21 protein-coding genes and 1 pseudogene are annotated in these 20,433 nt (G+C 70.0%); 14 read left to right on the top strand and 8 right to left on the bottom strand.

The genetic code is table 11. From position 1 onward, the window contains the following. Positions 1–581: 581 nt before the first annotated feature. From ACVCAH_RS28585 to ACVCAH_RS28535, 11 genes are all read left to right on the top strand, one after another. Complete coding sequence (locus tag ACVCAH_RS28585; protein WP_447139323.1) at positions 582–1,310, top strand: ANTAR domain-containing protein; 729 nt, start codon at positions 582–584, stop codon at positions 1,308–1,310. 88 nt (positions 1,311–1,398) lie between these two features. Beyond that, positions 1,399–2,130, top strand: coding sequence for a GAF and ANTAR domain-containing protein (locus ACVCAH_RS28580; protein WP_447139322.1), 732 nt, complete (start codon positions 1,399–1,401; stop codon positions 2,128–2,130). 148 nt (positions 2,131–2,278) lie between these two features. Further along, complete coding sequence (locus ACVCAH_RS28575; RefSeq protein WP_447139321.1) at positions 2,279–3,085, top strand: SigB/SigF/SigG family RNA polymerase sigma factor; 807 nt, start codon at positions 2,279–2,281, stop codon at positions 3,083–3,085. A 261-nt stretch (positions 3,086–3,346) separates the two neighbouring features. Then, the gene (locus ACVCAH_RS28570; RefSeq protein ID WP_447139320.1) at positions 3,347–4,495 is read left to right on the top strand and encodes a fatty acid desaturase family protein; all 1,149 of its coding nucleotides are present in this window, start codon (positions 3,347–3,349) and stop codon (positions 4,493–4,495) included. A 186-nt stretch (positions 4,496–4,681) separates the two neighbouring features. Next, entirely contained in the window at positions 4,682–5,185 is a 504-nt protein-coding gene (locus tag ACVCAH_RS28565; RefSeq protein WP_447139319.1) for an IS110 family transposase, read from the top strand. 97 nt (positions 5,186–5,282) lie between these two features. Further along, complete coding sequence (locus ACVCAH_RS28560; RefSeq protein WP_447139318.1) at positions 5,283–6,158, top strand: bile acid:sodium symporter family protein; 876 nt, start codon at positions 5,283–5,285, stop codon at positions 6,156–6,158. 737 nt (positions 6,159–6,895) lie between these two features. Next, a complete protein-coding gene (locus ACVCAH_RS28555; RefSeq protein ID WP_447139317.1) occupies positions 6,896–7,909 on the top strand; it encodes a glycosyltransferase family 4 protein in 1,014 nt (337 codons plus the stop codon). A gap of 37 nt (positions 7,910–7,946) precedes the next feature. Further along, a complete protein-coding gene (locus tag ACVCAH_RS28550; RefSeq protein ID WP_447139316.1) occupies positions 7,947–9,083 on the top strand; it encodes a glycosyltransferase in 1,137 nt (378 codons plus the stop codon). Beyond that, positions 9,080–10,144 (top strand): glycosyltransferase, encoded by a 1,065-nt coding sequence (locus ACVCAH_RS28545; RefSeq protein WP_447139315.1) that lies wholly within the window; start codon positions 9,080–9,082, stop codon positions 10,142–10,144. The genes ACVCAH_RS28550 and ACVCAH_RS28545 overlap by 4 nt, the downstream gene beginning before the upstream one ends. Next, complete coding sequence (locus ACVCAH_RS28540; protein WP_447139314.1) at positions 10,135–11,634, top strand: glycoside hydrolase family 130 protein; 1,500 nt, start codon at positions 10,135–10,137, stop codon at positions 11,632–11,634. Before ACVCAH_RS28545 ends, ACVCAH_RS28540 begins: the two co-directional genes overlap by 10 nt. A 506-nt stretch (positions 11,635–12,140) precedes the next feature. Beyond that, complete coding sequence (locus tag ACVCAH_RS28535) at positions 12,141–12,527, top strand: hypothetical protein (protein ID WP_447139313.1); 387 nt, start codon at positions 12,141–12,143, stop codon at positions 12,525–12,527. 36 nt (positions 12,528–12,563) lie between these two features. On the opposite strand, the gene ACVCAH_RS28530 is transcribed toward ACVCAH_RS28535, so the two are convergent. After that, positions 12,564–12,797 (bottom strand): hypothetical protein, encoded by a 234-nt coding sequence (locus ACVCAH_RS28530; protein WP_447139312.1) that lies wholly within the window; start codon positions 12,795–12,797, stop codon positions 12,564–12,566. Between the two features lie 6 nt (positions 12,798–12,803). Here ACVCAH_RS28530 and ACVCAH_RS28525 point away from each other — a divergent pair. Continuing rightward, positions 12,804–12,941, top strand: a pseudogene (locus tag ACVCAH_RS28525) (sigma factor-like helix-turn-helix DNA-binding protein); the annotation flags it as partial. A 409-nt stretch (positions 12,942–13,350) separates the two neighbouring features. On the opposite strand, the gene ACVCAH_RS28520 reads toward ACVCAH_RS28525, so the two are convergent. From ACVCAH_RS28520 to ACVCAH_RS28500, 5 genes are all read right to left on the bottom strand, one after another. Next, on the bottom strand, positions 13,351–14,394 hold the full coding sequence (locus ACVCAH_RS28520; protein ID WP_447139327.1) for a fatty acid desaturase family protein: 1,044 nt from the start codon (positions 14,392–14,394) through the stop codon (positions 13,351–13,353). Between the two features lie 91 nt (positions 14,395–14,485). After that, the gene (locus tag ACVCAH_RS28515; protein ID WP_447139311.1) at positions 14,486–14,995 is read right to left on the bottom strand and encodes a DUF3618 domain-containing protein; all 510 of its coding nucleotides are present in this window, start codon (positions 14,993–14,995) and stop codon (positions 14,486–14,488) included. Next, positions 14,992–15,432, bottom strand: a complete 441-nt coding sequence (locus tag ACVCAH_RS28510; RefSeq protein WP_447139310.1) for a phage holin family protein — start codon at positions 15,430–15,432, stop codon at positions 14,992–14,994. The genes ACVCAH_RS28515 and ACVCAH_RS28510 overlap by 4 nt, the downstream gene beginning before the upstream one ends. A gap of 133 nt (positions 15,433–15,565) precedes the next feature. Next, positions 15,566–15,775: a hypothetical protein gene (locus ACVCAH_RS28505; protein ID WP_447139309.1), complete on the bottom strand. Its 210-nt coding sequence runs from the start codon at positions 15,773–15,775 to the stop codon at positions 15,566–15,568. Between the two features lie 444 nt (positions 15,776–16,219). Next, complete coding sequence (locus ACVCAH_RS28500) at positions 16,220–16,582, bottom strand: hypothetical protein (protein WP_447139308.1); 363 nt, start codon at positions 16,580–16,582, stop codon at positions 16,220–16,222. Between the two features lie 207 nt (positions 16,583–16,789). On the opposite strand from ACVCAH_RS28500, the gene ACVCAH_RS28495 reads away from it, so the two are divergent. Further along, positions 16,790–17,218, top strand: coding sequence for a hypothetical protein (locus tag ACVCAH_RS28495; protein ID WP_447139307.1), 429 nt, complete (start codon positions 16,790–16,792; stop codon positions 17,216–17,218). Between the two features lie 293 nt (positions 17,219–17,511). Here ACVCAH_RS28495 and ACVCAH_RS28490 read toward each other — a convergent pair whose 3' ends face one another. Next, a complete protein-coding gene (locus ACVCAH_RS28490) occupies positions 17,512–18,336 on the bottom strand; it encodes a hypothetical protein (protein WP_447139306.1) in 825 nt (274 codons plus the stop codon). A 140-nt stretch (positions 18,337–18,476) separates the two neighbouring features. On the opposite strand from ACVCAH_RS28490, the gene ACVCAH_RS28485 reads away from it, so the two are divergent. After that, positions 18,477–19,355 (top strand): endonuclease/exonuclease/phosphatase family protein, encoded by an 879-nt coding sequence (locus ACVCAH_RS28485; RefSeq protein ID WP_447139305.1) that lies wholly within the window; start codon positions 18,477–18,479, stop codon positions 19,353–19,355. Between the two features lie 98 nt (positions 19,356–19,453). Here ACVCAH_RS28485 and ACVCAH_RS28480 read toward each other — a convergent pair whose 3' ends face one another. Next, the gene (locus ACVCAH_RS28480; protein WP_447139304.1) at positions 19,454–20,359 is read right to left on the bottom strand and encodes an SMP-30/gluconolactonase/LRE family protein; all 906 of its coding nucleotides are present in this window, start codon (positions 20,357–20,359) and stop codon (positions 19,454–19,456) included. Positions 20,360–20,433 lie beyond the last annotated feature (74 nt).

The raw sequence follows: 20,433 nt of genomic DNA, 5'->3' as shown, positions 1-20,433 counted from the left end.
ACATGATCATCCACTGTGGTTGGAAGGCCAGCGGCAACTCTTGACAACTGAAGATCGAAAGCTGTGCGACAGCCTCCCGGCAGCCCCGCCGCTGCACCGAAACCCTTCCGACCAGGACCCGGCCGCCCACCAGGCCAGCCCAACCGCCACCCCGCTACCCGCCACGACGTCCACATCGTGACCAGCAGCAAACCGGCAACCGCGAGAAAGAAGACGAAGACCTCGAAGGACCCAAGGCCACGGCGCACGGGTTAAGGATCAAGCAAGAGCCTGACCCGCGTTCCCCCAGGTCAGGCTCTCATGATCTTGTGCGCCGGAAGGGACTCGAACTCGAACCCCTAGTAGATCACCATGGCCCCGGCCGTGCCTCGGGATACGGTGAGAGCGTCACCCCGGACCCCGGCTGACCGCATGGGGCGTGTCCGCTCCACACGATCAGGGTCGGAGTGAGTCGTGAACGAGCACATCAACGGGCCGCGTCTACGCTTCCGAACCGCTCCTTCCGCCCGCACGTCGGTGACCCTCTGCCGCCCGACCGGGGCTGATCGTCCCCGCTGGCGCGACCCCGGTGCGGTGGGCCGGTGAGCGCCGCACGCCGGATCCGGCTGTGGGCCCTGGTCGTCGACGCGGCTCGGGGCGGGACGGTCACGGTCGACCGTGTCTGCGCTGCGACGGCGTCGGTCGTCGGCGTGGACTCCGCCGCCGTCACGGTGACGCTACGCGCCACACCACGGGAGGTGCTGTGCGCCACTGACCGGACCGCCTGGGATCTGGAGGAGCTGATTCTGACCCTCGGGGAGGGGCCTGGGATGGACGCGATCTCCGGCGGGCCGGCCCTGGTCGCTGACCTGGCAGCGCCGGAGTGTCTGGCCCGTTGGCCGGCGTTCGCCCCGGCGGCGGTGCTCGCCGGGGTCCGTGCGGTGTTCGCGCTGCCGCTCCAGGTCGGCGGGATCCGCCTCGGTGTGCTGGATCTCTACCGCGCGCGGGCCGGCGGCCTCGACGGCACGCAACTGGCCGACGCCCTGACTTTGGCGGACACGGCGTGCGCGGTGCTGCTGCACGGTGCGTCCCGCGACGGGCCGGAGCAGGACGATCGTTGGCCCGAGCAGGCCGGGTTGCACCATCCCGAAGTGCACCAGGCCACGGGGATGGTCACGGTCCAGCTGGGGGTGAGCGCGGCGGAGGCCCTCACCCGGCTACGCGCCTTCGCCTACTCCCACGACCGACGCCTCCGGGACGTCGCAGTCGACGTGGTGGCCCGGCGCCTGCGGTTCGACTCCTCCGACGCATTCGGCGGCGGGGCCGGATGAAAGCCGGGACCCGGCCCATCGTGCAGCCGGTCGGTCGCCCGCGCCGCCGCACGCCCGAGGGGGCTATCGTATGCCGAGGGTGAGCGACATGACCGAGATCCAGCTGTCCGACGTGTTCGTGGAAATGGCTGACACACTCGTCGACGACTTCGACGTGATCGAGTTCCTGCATGTGCTCGCCGGCCGGTGTGTTCAGCTGCTGGGCGTCTCGGCGGCCGGGCTGCTGGTAACCGACCAGCAGGACAACCTTCAGGTGATGGCGGCCTCCTCCGAACGCACCCGGCTGCTGGAGTTGTTCCAGCTGCAGACCGACCAGGGGCCATGCGTGGACTGCTTCCGCACCGGCCAACCCGTGTCGGTCATCGACCTGCGGGCCGCCGGCCACCGCTGGCCCCGGTTCACCGCCGCCGCAGCCGAGGTCGGCTTCACCGCGGTACACGCCCTGCCCATGCGCCTGCGTTCCGAGGTCATCGGCGCGCTGAACCTCTTCGACACCCGCCCGGGCGCCCTCGACGAAGGCACGGTCCGGATCGGACAGGCCCTCGCGGACGTGGCCTCCATCGGGCTGCTTCAGCAACGCGCCATCCACCACCGCGACATCCTCACCGAGCAACTGCAGACCGCACTCAACAGCCGAGTTCTGATCGAGCAGGCCAAGGGCGTCCTCGCCGAACGCCTCCAGGTGGACGTGGGCGAGGCTTTCGCGTTGTTGCGCAACGGCGCCCGCAGCCGCAACCGGCGGCTGTCCGATCTGGCTCAGGCGATCGTCGACGGCTCCGAGCAGCTCACGCCGGGAACCGCAGCCAACCTCTCCGCCTGACTGCCCGGGCCAGCCAGGGGCCTGGGTGGTCCCTTTGGCCGACGTCCGGCGGCGCGAATCGGCGCGATGAGGCGTACGGTGAGGTTTGTCGCCCGGGCCCCCGGTGGCTGTCAGCTCCACCGCCGCCATCCGTAAGGGGCCTTGAACAATGGTCATCCCCACCGCGACCGCGACCGCGACCGCCGTTCCCCGACATCCGCCGGCGGGTGACGTGCCGGCGACGAGCGAACAAATGTTGCGTCGACACGCTGCCCTGAGCTGCGACGATCCCGATCGTACGAGACTGCGGACCCGGATCATCGAGGGCAATCTGCCCATGGCCAGCCGGCTGGCCCGCCGATACACCGGACGCGGAGAGCCCTACGACGACCTGGCCCAGGTCGCGGCCCTCGCCCTGATCAAAGCCGTCGACGGATTTGACGTCCGGCGAGGCGTTCCGTTTGCCTGCTACGCGGTTCCGACCATTGTCGGTGCCCTCCGCCGGCACTTCCGCGACACGACATGGGCGATGCGGGTCCCACGCCGCGCCCAGGAACTGAACAGCATGGTGCGAGCTGCCACGGCCGAGCTCACGCAGCGACAGAGCCACCACCCGACCACCGCGGAACTCGCCGACCACCTGGACGTGAGCGTCAACGACGTCCTGGCCGGACTCACCGCATCGCAGGCCTACCACCTGCCATCCCTCAACGCGCCCCACCTCGGCGCCGATGACATCGAGACCATCGAGCTCGTCGGCGCCGTCGATCCCGGCTACACGCGCGTGGACGACCACCTGACGGTGCTCCCGCTGCTCGCCGACCTTGCCCCGCGTGAGCGTCGGATTCTCACCATGCGGTTCTACCGCCACATGACCCAGGCGCGGATCGCCACCGAGGTCGGAATATCGCAGATGCACGTGTCCCGGCTGCTGAGGCGTTCCCTGGCCCAGCTCAGGGCCGGAATGCCGAGCTGACGGGCCGCTGTCCCGGTCACTCCGATCGCCCTGAGGAGAGCGCCAAACGATCACGAGAAGACTTCGATGGCAGTCGGTCCGTCCGTCACGACTGAGTCCTCCGTCATCCCGTGCGGATCCATCACCGTGCGGCTCGGCGCACGGGTGAAGCGCGCCGTCGCGCGCCGTCCAGGTATGCCGGACGGGTGGCGGAGTAGGCTCAGGGAAGCGTTTGCTCCAGACCCCGGCGGCGTGCTTGAGCGTCGATTGCCGGGAGGATTCGTGAGCAGTATCGATTCGACCATTGCGCAGGTGCGGCCAGGGTCGCAGCGCCGTCGCGGCAGCGATTATGCCGACCTGTTGGCTCGGGTGCGGCAGGCAGGCCTGCTCGACCGGCGCCCGACCTACTACACGATCAAGATCGCAATCAACGCCGCGTTGGTTGTCGCCGGCTGGACGGTTTTCGTGCTGCTGGGGGACTCGTGGTGGCAACTGATCACCGCAGCGTTCCTGGCCGTGGTCTTCACCCAGACCGCGTTCCTCGGCCACGACGCCGGCCACCGGCAGATCTTCCGATCCCGACGCGCCAACCAACTGGTCGGGCTGATACACGGCAACCTGGCGATCGGTCTGGCCTTCGGCTGGTGGGTCGACAAACACCACCGCCACCACGCCCACCCCAACCAGGAGGGCCTCGACCCCGATATCTCGGGCGAAGCCATCGTGTTCACGCACACCCAGGCCGGTGCGCGGCGCGGTGCTGGACGGCTGATCGCCCGCTACCAGAGCCTCCTGTTCTTTCCGATGCTGCTGCTCGAGGCCGTCTCCCTCCACGTGGCCAGCGTCCGGGCGTTGTCGCGGTCTACCTACCGTGAGCGTGGCCGGGAGGCGCTGTTGCTCGGACTGCACGCCGCCGCGTACCTCACCGCGGTCTTCGCGGTGTTATCCCCGCTGCGGGCGTTGGTCTTCGTCGTCGTTCAGCAGGGCCTGTTCGGGGCGTACCTGGGATGTGCCTTCGCCCCCAACCACAAGGGCATGCCGATCCTCACGGAAGACGACGACACGGACTTTCTTCGTCGCCAGGTCCTCACCTCCCGCAACGTCCGTGGCAACTGGCTGATCGACTTCCTGCTCGGCGGCCTGAACCACCAGATCGAACACCACCTGTTCCCCAGCATGCCCCGCGCTTCACTACGCCACGCCCGGCCCATCGTCCGCGCCTACTGCCTCGAGCACGGCCTGCCCTACGTCGAGACCACCCTCCTCGACTCCTACCGGCAAGCCCTGCACCACCTGCACAGCGTGGGTCGCAGCGGACATCCGGTTTCGAGAACCCGAACCAGCCGACGTACCCGACGCCGACCTCGTCGCAGCCAACGGCCGCCATGCCCGCCAACGGAAACGGTGACAACCACCGGATCGCGTCGGTAGCCTTCGACAGCCGGCTCGCCGCGCTACCCGTCCTCAGGGCGCCAGCACCGGTCTGGCCCACCAGCTGTCCCGATCAGAAGCCTGTCCGCGTGGCTGCGCGTGACCCATCACAGAGTTGCCGCTTGGTGATCCCATCCAGACCGGTGCCGACCCTCGACCCCGGGTCTGAAGGAGGCCAAGGCCGTAATGCCTATGCTGGCAGAGGTTGCCGACGCCGTCATCGGCGTTGACACCCACCGCGACACGCACGCGCTGCAGATCGCGCACCCCAACGGCGTACCCATCGCCGAACTCGCAATCAGCAACGACACAGCCGGATACGCGCAGGCGATCGCATGGGCCTCGCGGTGGACGTCGGACTCACGAGTGTTCTTCGCCGTGGAAGGCACCCGCTCCTACGGCATCGGACTGGCCCGGGCGCCGCGCGCGGCCGGGCAACCCGTGGTCGAGGTCGTCCGACCGGTGCGGGACAACCGCCGTCGCGGCAAGGGCAAGACCGACCAGATCGACGTCGGGTTGGCGGTTCTGGCTGCGCTACGCCTGGATATGGATCAACCGACTACGTGCCCTGCTGCTCACCGGCGACGACAGCGACCGACAGCTCGACGTATTCCCGTTCATCCCGCAACCCGGCCTCCCAGCAACACTATGAGTGGTCCGGGACCCGATTCGGTTGTGGCTCCAGCGTGACGATCTTCCCGGGCCGGCGACTCCGGCCGGCAGCCACCCGCACCCCGGCCACACGGGGGATTGTGAGGGCGTTGCCGGGTGGTGACGATCTCGTGTCATGGACTCCGCCTTGACCCTGATCGGACTGCCCATCGCCCTCGGCGTCATCATGCTCGGCCTGGGTCTCGGCCTGACCATCGAGGACTTCCGCCGGGTGGCCCAGCACCCGAAGGCCGCCGTCATCGCGCTGGTGTGCCAGGTGCTGGTGCTGCCGGCGCTCTGTTTCGGCCTGGTTCTCGCCTTCGACCTGCCGCCGGAGCTGGCTGTCGGAATGATGCTGCTGGCCGCCTCCCCGGGCGGCACCACGGCCAACCTCTACAGCCACCTTTTCGGCGGGCACGTGGCGTTGAACATCACCCTGACCGCCATCAACTCGGTGCTCGCCGTGTTCACCCTGCCGATCGTGGTCAACCTGTCGGCGGCGTACTTCCTGGCGGACGGGAGGAGCATCGGCCTGCAGTTCGACAAGGTGCTCCAGGTGTTCGCCATCGTGCTCGTCCCGGTCGCGCTCGGCATGCTGATCCGGGCCCGGGTGCCGCGCGTCGCCGAACGCCTGAATAGACCGGTCCGGATCCTCTCCGTCGTCGTGCTGGTCGTGGTGATTGCCGGTGCCGTGTTCGGCGAACGCGAGAACATCGCCGACTACTTCGTCTCGGTCGGCCTGGCGGTGCTGGCGTTCAACCTGCTGAGCCTCGCGATCGGTTACGGGGTACCCCGCCTGGCCGGGGTCGACCGGAGGGCCGCGACGGCGGCCGGGTTCGAGATCGGCATCCACAACAGCACCCTGGCCATCACGATCGCGCTCAGCCCGGCCCTGCTCGACAACACCCGGATGGCGATCCCGGGGGCCGTCTACGGCATCGTCATGTTCTTCACCGCGGCGGCGTTCGGCTACCTGGTGACGCGAGTCCGCGCCCGGCCCGCCACCACCTGAGGCCCCTGACCGGCGTGTCGCGGTTCGCACCGTCTGCGTTCTGGTGCGCCGAGGGCGGTGCGGTGGCGCCCCGAGCCCGGCATCGCGCTCCGTCACGAGCGCCCGCACAGCGTTGGCGCTCAGGTCGGCTCCGCTGGACATCAAGCGTCCGGAAGAAGGGACTACGGGTGCCGTCCTGCCGAATGAGGCGTACGGTGGCGATGTCGCCCGAGTCCCCGGTGGCCTCGCCCGTTTCGCCGCCACCGCCCCCCTGCGAGTCATTGGTCGATGGTCATCGCCATCGCGACACGGATGACACTCCTGCCTGCTTGCTGCGACTCCGAGCGTCGGAGCCGCGACCAACTCGCTGTTGCGTCGACGGCGACCGTCACGCCGGCCCGTCCTTCCAGTCTTTTCACCTACCGACCGCGCGGCCCGTCGGTCACGGTAGGAGTTTGCCGGCCCGCCGACACTCCCAACGCCTTTCCCGGACCGGTGACGGGGATTCGACCACCATGTCCACACCGCTACCCGTCCGAGCAGAGAGGGGACCATGACCGTCCCAACGACTCCACGAGGAAGCAGACGATGAGGGTCGCCAGGCACAGGATCGGCGACGCCCTACGCGAGCGGGGACAGCAGGTCAGGGCGGACCGAGTCGGCCTTGAACTACCGGAGTGGGTGAACCCCGACAAGCACTGCGCGTTGCTCGCGACGCTGCGTCTCGATCCGGCCGACCTCGCCGAGGCGCGATCCCCATGAGGGTGGCTCTGCTCGGGCCGGTCGCGTGGCGGACACCGCCGCACCACTACGGCCCGTGGGAACAGGTGACGGGCCTGCTGGCTGAAGGGCTGACCACACGTGGCGTGGACGTGACACTTTTCGCGACGTTGGACTCGGTCACCTCCGCCTCCCTCGACGGCGTGTGCCCGCGGGGGTACGCCGATGACCCGTCGATGGACGGGCGGGTGTGGGAGGCGATGCACGTCTCCCACGCGTTCGCCCGGTCGGCGGAATTCGACCTGGTGCACAACCACCTCGACTGGCTGCCGCTCGCCCTCGCCCAGCACTGCCGCGCGCCGCTGCTCACCACCGTCCACGGCTTCTCCGGCGCCGGCATCCTGCCCGCATACCACAAGGCCCGCTCGTCCTACGTGTCGATCTCCGACGCCGACCGGGTCGCCGGGATCGATTACGTCGCCACGGTGCACCACGGAGTGGACCTGACCGGCCTGCCGTTCACCCCGAAGGCTGGCTCAGGTCTGGTCGCCTTCGGCCGAATACACCCCGACAAGGGCATCCACACGGCCATCGAGATCGCCCGGCTCGCCGGTCGGCCCCTGACCATCTGCGGCATCGTGCAGGACGAGCGGTACTTCACCGAACTGGTGGCGCCGCACATCGACGGCGAACAGGTCATCTTCCTCGGATCGGTGGGCCCCCGGCGACGCGCGGAAATCCTGGGCGCCAGCTTCGCCCTGTTACACCCGATCGTCTTCGACGAGCCCTTCGGCCTGTCGGTGGTGGAGTCGATGGCGTGCGGCACACCGGTCGTGGCGTACGCGCGCGGGTCGATGCCGGAAATCGTCGACGAGGGCGTGACCGGCCTGCTCGTGCACACCGTCGAGCAGGCCGTCGACGCCATCGCCCGGGTCGCCGAGATCGACCGGGCCGGCTGCCGGGAGCGGGCCCGGCAGCGCTTCGGCGCGGACCGGATGGTCACCGACTACCTGGCCGTCTACGACGACCTCATCGGTCGTCCACAGCGCTGAACCCGCCGAACCCGCGACAACCGGAAGGCACCGACCCATGCCCAGCTACGGTTTCCTCAGCACCCACCCACCGACCCGGTGCGGATTGGCCAGCTTCAACTCCCTCCTGGCCGCGCACCTGACCGCCGACGGTACGCGCGGGGGCGTCGTACGGGTCACCGACAGCAGCGACGACCAGCGCGCCCTGCCCGGTGTCGTGCACACCTGGGACGCTCGCACCCCTGCCGGCTGGCGGGGCGCCACCGCCGCCCTGAACACCTTCGACGTGGTCATCGTTCAGCACGAGTACGGCATCTACCCCGGCGCAGACGGCCGGGACGTCGTGCCGCTGCTGCACCGGCTCGCCGTGCCGAGCATCGTGGTCCTGCACACCGTGCTCAGCCACCCCACCGCCCGGCAGAAGTCCCTGCTGGAGCAGATCGTCGCCGCAGCCGGGGCGGTCGTCACGATGACCGACACGGCCCACGACCGGCTACTCGTCGGGTACGCCGTGAACCCGGCGAAGGTCACGGTCATCCCACACGGCGCCGCCGACCAGGTGGGCGTGCCCGCCCAACGCCGTGCCCGCCCGCACCTGCTCACCTGGGGGCTCCTCGGCCCCGGCAAGGGCATCGAGTGGTCGTTACGGGCCCTCGCGCGGTTGCAGGACCTCGATCCGACACCCACCTTCACTGTCGCGGGTCGGACCCACCCGAAGGTGATCGAGCACCAGGGGGAGGCGTACCGGGCGGGCCTGCACCGGCTCGGTGCGCAGTTGGGTGTCGCGCACGCCGTGGACTACCAGCCGGTCTACCACGACCCGGCCGCGCTCGGCGCGCTGATCCGCTCCGCCGACGTGGTCCTGCTGCCGTACGACTCGGCTGAGCAGGTCAGCTCCGGGGTTCTCGTCGAGGCGGTGGCCGCCGGGGTTCCCGTCGTGGCCACGCGGTTCCCGCACGCCGTCGAGTTGCTCACCGGTGGGCCCGGTCTGCTCGTACCCCATCATGATCCGGCGGCGCTGGCCACGGCGGTCCGGCGGATCCTGACTGAACCGGGTCTGTCCGTCCGGCTGGCCGGCCGTGTCCGACCGATCGCCGCGGAGATGCGCTGGCCTGCGGTGGCGGCCCGGTACGACGCCCTCGCGGAACGCCTCACCGCCACCCGGCCGCCCGTGGCCAGCGCGGCGTCGGCGTGACCGCGACGGCCGGCCGTCCCGCCACGACGACCGGCGGTCCGGTCACCGGTCACTGCCGGCACGTGCCCGCGCCGACCTTCGCTCACCTGGCCCGGCTGAGCGATGACACCGGGCTGTTCGAACACGCCCGGCATGCCATCGTCCGCCGGGAACACGGCTACTGCACCGACGACGTCGCCCGCGGTCTGGTCGTCACGAGCCGGGAGCCGGAGCCGACCGGCGCGGTGCTCCGCCTCGCGGAGTGCTACCTCGCCTTCCTGACCCACGCGCAGGACGCCCGCGGCGCCTTCCACAACCGACTCGACCACGACCGGCGGTGGGCCGACGAGCCCGGGCTCGGCGACTGGTGGGGCCGGGCGCTGTGGGGTCTGGGCACCGCCGTCGCCCGCAGCCCCGCGGCCTGGATCCGGGAGGAGGCACTGGTCGCCTTCACCGCGGGCATCGTGCGGCGCAGCCCAGCCCCACACGCCATGGCCTTCGCCGGGCTCGGCGCCGTCGAGGTGTTACGCCGCCACCCCACCCACGCGGCCGCGGCCGCGCTGCTGGCCGACGCGGCCACCGCGATCGGCACCCCGCAGGGGGACCCGCGATGGCCGTGGCCGCAGCAGCGCCTAACCTACGCCAGCGCGGCCCTCGCCGAGGTCGTCATCGCCGCCGGTCAGCTGCGCCACGACGGCCCGCTGCTCCACAGCGGCCTGCGGATGCTGGCCTGGCTGCGCGACGTCCAACTGCTCGACGGGCGGCTGTCGGTCGTACCGGCCGCGGGCTGGGGACGTGGTGCGGTGCGGCTGCGCCACGACCAGCAGCCGATCGAGGTGGCCGCCTTTGCGGACGCCTGCGCCACGGCCGCCGCGGTCACCGGTGACCCCGGCTGGGACGTCGGGGTGCGGCAGGCCGTCGGATGGTTCCTCGGCGACAACGACGTTCGCACCCCGATGTGGGATCCCGCCACCGGCGGCGGCTACGACGGGTTGACCCGGCACGGACCCAACCTCAACCAGGGCGCCGAGTCGACCCTCGCCCTCATCTCCACCCTGCAGCACGCCCGGCGGTGGTCGTGACCCGGACGCTGGCCATCCGGCAGGACCTCACCCTCAGCCCGGACCCACGCCGGGTCATCGTCAAGCTCTTCGTACCCGGTGAGGACGCCGCCGTGGCACACACCCGGGCGCAGGCGCTCATCGAGCGCGTCGCGCAGCTCGACGACGAGGAGACCAGCCGGCTGCTGCGGGACACCTTCCAGCGCTTCGGCGCGCGGCACCGGGACCTGGACGGCACCTTCCACCACCACTACGACCTCGTCCGGCACCGGGCCTCCCGGGCCCGGGACCTCGCCCCCACCACCCGTCTGCTGGTCGGCGCCTACTTCAGCCACGAGTACGCGGTCGAGGCCGCCGCGCTGTGCAACCCGTCGATGGTGGCCCATCCCCACCAGGCCGACTTGGAACCGGGACAGCTGCGGGTCGCGGTCAGTCTGCGCCAGATCGGCGAGGGACACCTGTCGTCGATCGGATTCGCCAGCGCAGTGCTCGGGCCCGGCAGCCGCCTGGCCGTCGTCGGTCGGTCCGGCCCGCTGGTCGTCGGGCGGCGGATCGCCGTACGGCACCGCCGGGATCTGCTCGCCGCCGGACTGGCCGAGGACGACTGCGACAACGAGGTCTCCGCCACCGTGCTGGACTCCCTGCCCGAACGGTACGACGAGGCGAGTTTCGAACGGGTCATCGTCGGACTGCCACCCGACCTGCTCTCCCGTAGCAGCGCGCTCGGCACCATCGAGCAACTGCGACGTACCGACGCCGCCAGCTACGCCGTGAGCTTCCCCGCCGACACCCGCCTGCATCAACGGGTGCTCTGGCCGGCCACCCCGGCCGAGAGCAACGGCATGGAGGACGCCCGGTTCGTCAGGTTCGTCGACGAGTCCGGACCGGTGTACCGGGCGACCTACACCGCCTACGACGGACGGCGCATCGCCACCCGCGCACTGGCCAGCCGCGACCTGCGTCGCTTCGAGATCACGCCGATGCGTGGCCCGGGGGCCTGCAACAAGGGCGTCGCGCTGTTTCCCCGTACTGTCGGCGGCCGCCACCTCGCGCTGTGTCGCGCCGATGGCGAGACGATCGGCCTGACCTGCCTCGACGGCGACAACCAGTGGCAGACGCCGGTGCCGTTGCACAGCCCCCACCGCAGCTGGGAACTGATCCAGGTCGGCAACTGCGGCTCACCCATCGAAACCGACGCCGGATGGCTCGTCCTTACCCACGGCGTCGGCCCGATGCGCCGGTATGCCATCGGCGCGCTCCTGCTCGACCTGCACCGGCCGGAACGGATCATCGCCGAGCTCCCCGGCGCGCTCCTGGCACCCGATGAGGTCGAGCGCGACGGCTACGTGCCCAATGTCGTCTACTCCTGCGGCGGGCTCATCCACGCGGGTCTGCTGTGGCTGCCGTACGGGGCCAGCGACAACCGGGTTGGTTTCGCCACCGTGCCGGTGGCCGCGCTGATCGCGGCGATGACCGAACCCGCACCACCGGATGGCGGACGGCAGGCATAGGCGTCGGTGTCACTGCCGCCGAGGTCCGGGCAGCGGCCTCCAGCGGCGAGGACAGCGGCCGACGGCCGGATCGACCCGGGTTCCGACCAGCCCGACCGGTACCGCGGTGTCACATGGAGCCTTTTCCGCTGACCACGCGTATGATGAGGAGGTCGCTCGGGCCCCCGGTGGCTGACCGCCCGCCGCCGTCGACCCGCCCACGAGCCGACCAGACCTCGTCGCTGTCGCACCGGCCTCCGGCCGCCGACCGACCGGTGGTGGCACGTTCGCCGGCCCGATCACGTTACTCACCCACGGCCGTTCGCGTCGTGAAGCTGCTCGATGAGCACCGAAGGAATGTGAGTGCGATGGCCTACATCGTCAAGGACCACCACAACGTAGTACGCCCTGCCGTGCCGAGCGCCGGGTCGGCCAAGCTGGGTACCGGCAGCACTCTCGGACTCGGCGCCATCCGGGCCGGGATCCCGAGCGCGCGACGTACCGCTCAGCTGACGTAGGCACATCGGATGCCTGTCTCACCGATCTACGTCGTGCCGGGCCCGGAGTCCGTCGATGATCTCGTGAAGCGGATCGCCGACCGGGACCAGGCCGCATTTGGCCGCTTCTACCGCCGTCTCGCCCCTGCTGTCTTCGCCCAGGTCTGTGAAAGGCTCGGCAGTCCGGCGCTCGCCGTGGCGGTGACCCGGGCGGTGTTCGTCGAGGTGTGGCGGCTCGCGCCGCTGCCCGACTCCCGCCAGCTCGACGGCGTCGCCTGGGTGACCGTGATCGCCGCCCGTCGGGCCGCGGACCGGCTCCGTCAAATCAACGGTCCGGCGCCCTGCCTCGCCACCGGTTACGACGATCTTCTCGGCCGCGAGCTGGCCGTCGCGCTGGGACCCGAGTCGCCGGCCTGATGACCCGCGGACCACCGGGCCGGCGCCAGACATGGCTCACCGGTCCCGGCGGTACGCGGGCGGCGCGACGCGGGCGGTGCCGGTCATCGTCGGGGAGAACGGATCGGGCCCGGAGGGGGCGTCGGAGCGCCCGGTCGGGCGGCGTTGTCCCATCCGGAGCTGCACGATGCGGGCGGTGCCGGGGAGGGCGACGAGCAGGATCCCGAAGACCGCGGCCAGCAGCAGGGCGACCCCGACGGGCAGGTGGCCGTGTGCGCCGAGGAACGACACCTCGGCATGGTCATCCGCCGCCCTTGTCTCCAGCGCGAACGTCGGATTCTGACCATGCGGTTCGTCGGCCGGCTGAGCCAAAAGCAGACCGCCGACGAGGTCGGGCTCTCGCAGATGCACGCCTCCCGGCTGTTGAAACAGTCCCTGGCCCGGCTCGGAGCCGGCATGTCCGCTGACCGGTCGTCATCGAGGCCGGTGCGACGCACCGGTCACGCTCATCAACGACCAGGAGAGGAACCCCATGTCTGCTGGCCCTGTCGTCACGACCGAGTCATCCGCGGCCCTGGCACGGAGATCCGCATCGTCGCGGCTCGGTGCGCGGGTGAAGCGGGGCGTCGAACTGCGCGCCTTCCGGCTGAGAGTGCTCCTGCTGGTGGCCGCCCTGCTCCTCCCGCTGTTGCTCACCGTCCTGCTGGGATGACGCTCTCGGACACGAACACAACCCCATGGTGCGCGCTGAGGCCAGCCTCAGGGTGCGCCGATCAGGGTCGGGCGGCCGCGCCGTCCGATGGCGGCGGCGGGGCGAGGAGCGAGGCCAGCGCAGGGCCGGGCCTCATCTTGGGCCGGCGTCGTCAGCTGGCCGGCCCGACCCGACCGACTGGAGATGCGTCAGCGCCTGGGCCCAGGACCGCATCAGGGTGGTCTCGTGGTACGCGATGTCGTTTTCCGCGCAGAACTGGCGGATTAGCGGTTGGGCCCGGCGGAGGTTGGGCCGCGGCATGCTGGGAAAAAGGTGATGTTCGATCTGGTAGTTGAGGCCGCCGAGCAGGCTGTCGACGAACCAACCGCCGCGTACGTTGCGGGAGGTGAGAGTCTGACGTCGGAGGTAGTCGAGCTGCTCGTCGGCGCCGAGGATCGGCATGCCCTTGTGGTTGGGTGCGAAGGCACTGCCGAGGTAGAGGCCGAGCAGGCCCTGGTGGACGAGGACGAACGCGACGGCCTGCATGGGGCTCAGGACAAGGACCACAGCACCGAGGTATCCGGTGGCGTGTAACGCCAGCAGGGCGGCCTCCGCCGGGCGTCGCTTGATCCTGCGCCGACCGACGACGGCCCGGACGCTGTTGGCGTGCAGATGCAGGCCTTCCAGTAGCAGCAGCGGGAAGAACAGGTACGCCTGGTACCGGACCACCAGTGCGGCCAACCCGCGTCGCGTCCGCGCCTGCCCGGGAGTGAACGACAGCGGCCGGACCAGGATGTCCGGGTCCCGGCCTTCCGTGTTGGGGTGGGCGTGGTGCCTGTTGTGCTTGTCGACCCACCAGCCGTAACTGATGCCGATCAGGAGATTGCCGTGGACAAGACCGACCAGGTCGTTGGCGCGGCGGGTGCGGAAGATCTGGCGGTGACCGGCGTCGTGACCGATGAACCCGGCCTGCGCGAAGATCACCGCCAGGGCGACAGCGACGCTCAGCTGCCACCACGACTCACCGAGCCAGCCGAACAGCGTCCACGCCCCGACGTAGCACCCTCCGAGGGCACCGATGCGCAGCGCATAGTAACCACGCCGCCGATCGAGGAGGCCCGCCTGCCGGATCAGCCGCGACAGGTCTGCGTACTGACTGCCGCCATGACGTTCGGTATCGAGGGTTGCATCGCTCATGATCGCGGCTCCGTGCGTATGGCGTTCTCGGACTGACGACGTCGTCGACAGTCGGTCCTTCATGACGGGCGAGGTGAACGGCGGGCCCGCGTCAGCATCGACGGCGAGCAGCGGCACGGCGGCCCTGCTGACCTAGTGTCACGGCGACGCTGATGGTGGCAGCGGCGGCAACGATCAGGACGGGATGGCGGCGGGCGGCCGATCCCATCCCGACCAGCCGGCCGCGGAGTGCACGGGCGGCGGCAGGCCCCCGCTGGCTCACCGTACCGGTTGTGACGCTGCCGCGAAGGGCGGCCAGTTTCCCTGACGTGCCTTCCCGCAATGCCGCCCCGCGTTGCTGTGCCGTACGGCCCAATCCGTCGAGACCGGTGCTGGCGGCCCTTGCTCGGGCTGCCTGGACCGCTTTCGCCGCCTTCCCCCGTATCGCCTGCGCTGAGCTGGTCAAGCGCTGTCGGGCACGGCCGTTGATTTCGACGGCCCGGTCCCGACCCCGGGCGCTCACGTCGGTCTTGGCTGCCAGGGCCCGCACCGTGGCACCGAGTTCAGCGCGGGTCTTCTCGACATCCGCTCGGGCGCGGTCCGGGTCGCTGCTCGCGGTCATCGCCCTCGTCCCTCCTTGGCCGCCTGCTGCACCGACTCCACGTCCGCGCGCACGCTGTGCAGCGTCGACTCCGGCTTGACCGGCATCGTCTGCTTGACCTGCTTCTTTCCGAACAGCGCGAGCAGCCCGGCCACCGCGAAGAGGACCACCGTGACGATCAGCGCGGCCACCCAAGCCGGCATGAACTCGGCGAGGACCAGGATGACGGTGGCGACGAGGGCGCCCGTCCCGAACAGAGCCACCCCTCCCGCGCCACCGACCATCGCGGCACCGACGCCGGCGCGTTTGCCCTTGTCGGTCAGCTCCGCCCGGGCCATCGCCAGTTCGTCGCGCACCAGGCGGGTGATCTGGTCGGTCGCACGCTGCACAAGCTGGGCGACCGTGGCGTCCGCTGGCGGCCCGTCGGAAGCCAGGTCTCCGCTGGGCGGGTCACCCATGCGTTGTCACCTCCAAGACAGATTCAGCACGTCGCACCGGTCGCGCCGCGGCACCGGTGCCGCCCCGGCGGCGCCGCTGGGTCACGCCCAGTCGGCGCCGTGCCTGGACGCTTGCGGCGTGGCGCTCGCCGGCTCACCGCGCTGCGGCTGCCGACGACGTTGTTTCCCGGCCGGCCGGGCCGCCGGCGATCGGCGATGCGCCTATGCCCGCCTCGGCGAACGCGTCGTCCGGCCGGGTAGGAAGATCACTGGCCATCGCGCCACCTGCGGCACGGCGACGACCGGCTCTTACGACGGCCACCGCCGCGATCACCGCTGCCAGGGACATCGCCGCCGCCTGCATCAGCGGCACTCTCTTGTTGCGTCGACGCCTCATGCCTGATCAATCCCTCGCACTGTCGAGTCCAACCTTGTTCTCATCGTGAGGACACCGCAGCAGCAGTGGGGTCTGTTCGCCGCATTTGACACGGTCGGGTCATCTTGCCGGCAATGCACTGTCGGGAGCTCCACGTCGCTGCTCGGCGGGCTCGCAGGTGTTCGAGCGCCCAGCGTGCGGCACGAGAGGACGCACTGTCGGCGCGGTCGCCCTGGCGGGGTGCGTCAGCGTCGCCGGGTCGTCCTCGGGGCGACCGCCTACGAGCCGGGAAGCTGCGGCGCGTCCGGCTGATGGGGATTCGACGGGGGTGCGCTGGTCAGCGATGACGAGGGAGCGCGCTGCTGACGCGGCGTTCGACTCGCAGCGGTTCCAGGTGGTCCGGCAGGGCGGGCATCGCGAATCCTGGGGATCTCAAACCGGGAAGCCACAGATGCTAGCGACTGGAGGATCAACCGTGGCGTCGACCAGAGCGACCAGATCTCGGCCCTGAGCGTCTTCCGGGTGATACATCCGGTAACTGACGCCATCACGGAAGATCCAACCGACATCGCTCAGTTTTGGTCGGCCGTTAGGGAATGGCTCCGGCGGGGCGGCTTCGCCGATATCAATCATGTTATTTGTGTCGAGGAATTGGTCCATGCAGGCACTCGTCGCCGAAAAGCGAAGGTAGAGATCGTGCCCGCCCCACATTCCGACCAAGGCATAGCGCAGATCCTGCACCGGACAGTCGGGCATTGCGAGCCCGTAAAGTTCAAGCCCCTCGTCCAGCGCCATGCTGCCAGTGTCAATCGAGTACGCTCGCTCGTCGGCCGCCCTGCAGCCCGAGACGATGCCGGCAAGGAGAGCCAGTGCCACGACTGTGGCGGTCCCGCGCCATTTTCCAACTGACGCCGTGCCACGCATGGCCGTGACTCTATGGGCCCATGGGAGTCGGGCCAGTCGGCTGACTGACTGAGGCACGACGGACGTCACACTTGACCCGTGCGTAGATCTCTGGGCGGCGGTTGGTCGATCGAGCTTGTTGGTCACTGGCAGCGGGAGCGCATCGAGCACGGCGTCACATCGTGGCGCGCACCGGGCCGGACGCTGCGCGTCGCCCCGGGGGGCCCGTGGCGGTGCGCCAGCGCCGTCGACATCATCGCCTCGCTTGATGCCGAACTGCCCCCGGACCCGGCGGGCAAGGTGGGTGAGGGCGGCCGCAACGGGGTCGGCCATCGCGCCGCCTGGTTCTACCGCCACGGCGGCGGTACCAGTTGCGCCCTCTACGGCTACACCTTCGTCGACGGTGCGTATCTGGAGACTGTCTTCGTCGGCAGAGACGCCACCGACCTCGCATGGGCGTTCGACGCCTGGCGCTCAGTGAGCCTTCTCCACGGTGGGTCGTCAGATTCGGCGGGCATCAGCGGCTAGATCCTTGGCCGCCAGATTCTCGACGTTTGTGTCAAGTTTTTGAGCGGGCGTAACGTTGGGTTGCCCGCTCCACATTTTGCAGACATGGGTTCTGACCAGCCACTTTGGTGTGGCACAGCCGGTCGCCACGGCGGCCGGACATCGGCGCAGCGGGTGGCGGCGGCCGGCCAAGATCGGGCCGCAGGTCCCTGCGTGAGCTTGGCCCGAGGTAGGGCCACAGGCTGTTTGTCCAGCTCAACCGGCCTGCTCGGCGGTCCGAGGCGGAGCCTCTCTGGTGCGGTGTCCACTAACGTTCACCGGATGTCCGGCAGGTGGGTGCAGTGGGCAACCGTGGCGTCGTCGGGTACCCGAGCATCGAGGCCCGCGGAGGTTTGGGCTTCGGCCTGTCGGACGCGGCGGATGATGTCGGCCGGCCCGTTGGCGCCGAGCAGTTCCATTAGGCCGGGCCAGTCGGTCAGGCCGTACGGGCTGACGATGCGGCTTGCGCCGTTGCTGAGCAGCACGAGGCTGTGCAGGTCATGAAGGGGCCGGCTGCCGGTGACCGCTTCCTGCGCCGCGCGCGGGTCGTCCTTGGCGATCCAGTAGCCGCCCGGCTGGTTCCGGCGAGCCCGCAGCGCCTCTACGCAGGAGTCCCGGATCCGGTCGTACTCCGGGGTTCCTTCAGGAATGCCGTCCAGGGGCGCCGAGCAGTTGCGCCTGGCGGTCACCTCCCGCTCGTCGGTGATGACCTGCGGGCCACCGCGGACCTGGTCGAGGACGAGAAAGGAGTCCGCGAGCAGGAGATAGTCCAGGCGGCCCCGGTGGGCGCGGACCATCGCCACGGTCGCCTGCGGGCTGCTCGGGTTCGTGATGTCGCAGGTGCCACTGTGCTCGGCGGCTATCTCGCCGATCGTGGTGGCGAGGATCGCCGCGAGGTCTCGCCCGTCGGCACGCGACAGCCGGCCGAGCAGCGCGCCGCCGAGACGGTGTGTGTACCAGGCGACACCGTGGGAGCAGACCGACTCGGTTCCCGGGATGCCGGCGCCGTCGAGCAGCACGGCAGCGCCGGGCACCGCGCCGGCGAAGTCCTCGTTCGGCTGGCCGGCCTTACCGGCGCTGGTCGCCATACTGACGTGCACTCATGGGCTCCTTGGTCAGGGAATGACCATCGACAGTCTCTATCCGACGCGTAACCGCGGGATCAACACGGCCATCCGATGTACAGAGTCCTTTGCCCACCATTCGGGGCGATGTCACGGTGAACTGGCATGCTCCGCAGATGCGGATCCCACGAATACTCCTGCCCCTCCTCGTCGTCGTGGCGACGACGGCGGTCCTGGCCTCACCGGCCACGGCAGCGGCGGCCGTCGACTCGCCCCCACCGCAGGCGCCGGATCGACCCGTGCGCGTCATGACCTTCAACATCCATCACGGGGCCGGCACCGACGGCATCCTCGATCTGTCCCGAGTGGCCCAGGTGATCCGGGACAGCCGGCTCGACGTCGTCGGCCTCCAGGAGGTCGATCGGCACTTCGGCGAGCGCAGCGAGTTCGTCGACCAGGCCGCCTGGCTCGCGCGTGCGCTGAACATGCACGTCGTCTACGGCGCCAACCTCGATCTCGACCCGCTCGCCCCGGGTCAGCCGCGTCGCCAGTACGGCACCGCGATCCTCTCGAACTTCCCGATCCTGGAGTGGGAGAACACCTACCTGCCGCGGTTCGGCAACCACGAGCAACGCGGCCTGTTACGGGCCCGGATCAACGTGCGGGGGGTGCCGGTACAGGTCTACAACACCCACCTGCAGCACAATGACGCCGCCGAGCGGGTTGCCCAGGCGCAGGCGATCGCGCAGCTCATCGGCGTGCCCGACGAGTCGGTCGTCCTGCTCGGGGACCTCAACGTGACCCCGGACACGCCGGAGATCCGGACTCTCGTCGAGAACCTCGTGGATGCTTGGGAGGCGGCCGGCGTCGGCGAGGGGCACACCCACCCGGCCGAGGACCCCACCCACCGCATCGACTACATCATGCAGTCCGGCGACGTCGTCGCTCGTACGATCGCGGTCGTCGCATCCCCGGTGGCCACCGCCGCCTCCGACCACCTGCCGGTGGTCGCCGACCTCGCGCTGCCCGGGCAGAAGGTCGGCATCGGTCATTGACCGTGCGGCTCGACGCGGACACCTCAGCGAGCGCCTCGTAGCCGATGGCCGGTGCGGCGACGCCGCACCGGCCATCGCGGGTAACCGCGGCGTGCTGGTCACCAACCGGGGTAGCGGACGCCGTTGACGTTCACCCGAAGGGTGAGAAGCGAGCTGGAGGCGCAGATGTAGAGGTGGTTGCGCTTCGGGCCGGCGAAGGTGAAGTTGGCGACCACCTCCGGCAGGTGCAGCTTGCCGAGCAGGGTGCCGTCCGGGTGGAAGCAGTGCAGACCGTCGTGCGCGGCGATCCAGACCCGGCCGGCCTCGTCGAGCCGTACGCCGTCGAAGGAACCGGCGTCGCAGGTGGCGAAGACGTCGCCCCCGGCGAGCGTCCCGTCGTCGTGTACGTCGAAGCGGCGGATGTGCCGGCGCCGGGTGTCGACCACGTACAGCGTGGCCTCGTCGGCGCTGAACGCCAGGCCGTTGGGCTGCTCGAAGTCGTCGGCGACGACGCGCACCTCGGCGCTGTGCGGGTCGACCCGGTAGACGTGGTTGCCGCCGATCTCCGACTCGGCGCGGTTGCCCTCGTAGTCGCTGTCGATGCCGTAGCTCGGGTCGGTGAACCAGATCGACCCGTCGGAGTGTTCGACCACGTCGTTCGGGCTGTTCAGCAGCTTGCCGCGCCACCGGTCGGCGAGCACCGTGTCCGAGCCGTCCGGCTCGGTCCGGGTGACCCGGCGCCGCCCCTGCTCGCAGCTCACCAGCCGGCCGCGACGGTCCACGGTGTGCCCGTTGGCGTATCCGGCCGGCTGGCGGAACACCCCGACCGCGCCGGTGGTCTCGTCCCAGCGCAGCACCCGGTCGTTGGGGATGTCGCTGAACAGCAGGTAGCGCCCTGCCGGGAACCAGGCCGGCCCCTCGAGCCAGCGCCCCCCGGTCCACAGGCACTGCACCCACTCGTCGCCGTTCACCCGCGCGAACCGTTCGTCGAGCACCTCGAAGCGGGTCCGGAACCGATCCACCATGGCAACCTCCCGTGTCACTCACGTTCGGTAACAAGCTAACATGTCCGAACCAGGATCGGAGTTCGGAGGAAACA

The organism is Micromonospora sp. LZ34, from assembly GCF_052981855.1.
The sequence above is the reverse complement of the archived record's forward strand: the minus strand, read 5'-3'. Positions and strand labels throughout refer to the sequence as shown.

Excerpts from the sequence above, each read along its gene's own strand:
- ACVCAH_RS28580 (WP_447139322.1), top strand. The coding sequence starts at position 1,399 with ATGACCGAGATCCAGCTGTCCGACGTGTTCGTGGAAATGGCTGACACA.
- ACVCAH_RS28575 (WP_447139321.1), top strand. The coding sequence starts at position 2,279 with ATGGTCATCCCCACCGCGACCGCGACCGCGACCGCCGTTCCCCGACAT.
- ACVCAH_RS28565 (WP_447139319.1), top strand. The coding sequence starts at position 4,682 with ATGCCTATGCTGGCAGAGGTTGCCGACGCCGTCATCGGCGTTGACACC.
- ACVCAH_RS28560 (WP_447139318.1), top strand. The coding sequence starts at position 5,283 with ATGGACTCCGCCTTGACCCTGATCGGACTGCCCATCGCCCTCGGCGTC.
- ACVCAH_RS28555 (WP_447139317.1), top strand. The coding sequence starts at position 6,896 with ATGAGGGTGGCTCTGCTCGGGCCGGTCGCGTGGCGGACACCGCCGCAC.
- ACVCAH_RS28550 (WP_447139316.1), top strand. The coding sequence starts at position 7,947 with ATGCCCAGCTACGGTTTCCTCAGCACCCACCCACCGACCCGGTGCGGA.
- ACVCAH_RS28535 (WP_447139313.1), top strand. The coding sequence starts at position 12,141 with ATGCCTGTCTCACCGATCTACGTCGTGCCGGGCCCGGAGTCCGTCGAT.
- ACVCAH_RS28520 (WP_447139327.1), bottom strand. The coding sequence starts at position 14,394 with ATGAGCGATGCAACCCTCGATACCGAACGTCATGGCGGCAGTCAGTAC.
- ACVCAH_RS28515 (WP_447139311.1), bottom strand. The coding sequence starts at position 14,995 with ATGACCGCGAGCAGCGACCCGGACCGCGCCCGAGCGGATGTCGAGAAG.
- ACVCAH_RS28510 (WP_447139310.1), bottom strand. The coding sequence starts at position 15,432 with ATGGGTGACCCGCCCAGCGGAGACCTGGCTTCCGACGGGCCGCCAGCG.
- ACVCAH_RS28505 (WP_447139309.1), bottom strand. The coding sequence starts at position 15,775 with ATGCAGGCGGCGGCGATGTCCCTGGCAGCGGTGATCGCGGCGGTGGCC.
- ACVCAH_RS28500 (WP_447139308.1), bottom strand. The coding sequence starts at position 16,582 with ATGGCGCTGGACGAGGGGCTTGAACTTTACGGGCTCGCAATGCCCGAC.
- ACVCAH_RS28485 (WP_447139305.1), top strand. The coding sequence starts at position 18,477 with ATGCGGATCCCACGAATACTCCTGCCCCTCCTCGTCGTCGTGGCGACG.
- ACVCAH_RS28480 (WP_447139304.1), bottom strand. The coding sequence starts at position 20,359 with ATGGTGGATCGGTTCCGGACCCGCTTCGAGGTGCTCGACGAACGGTTC.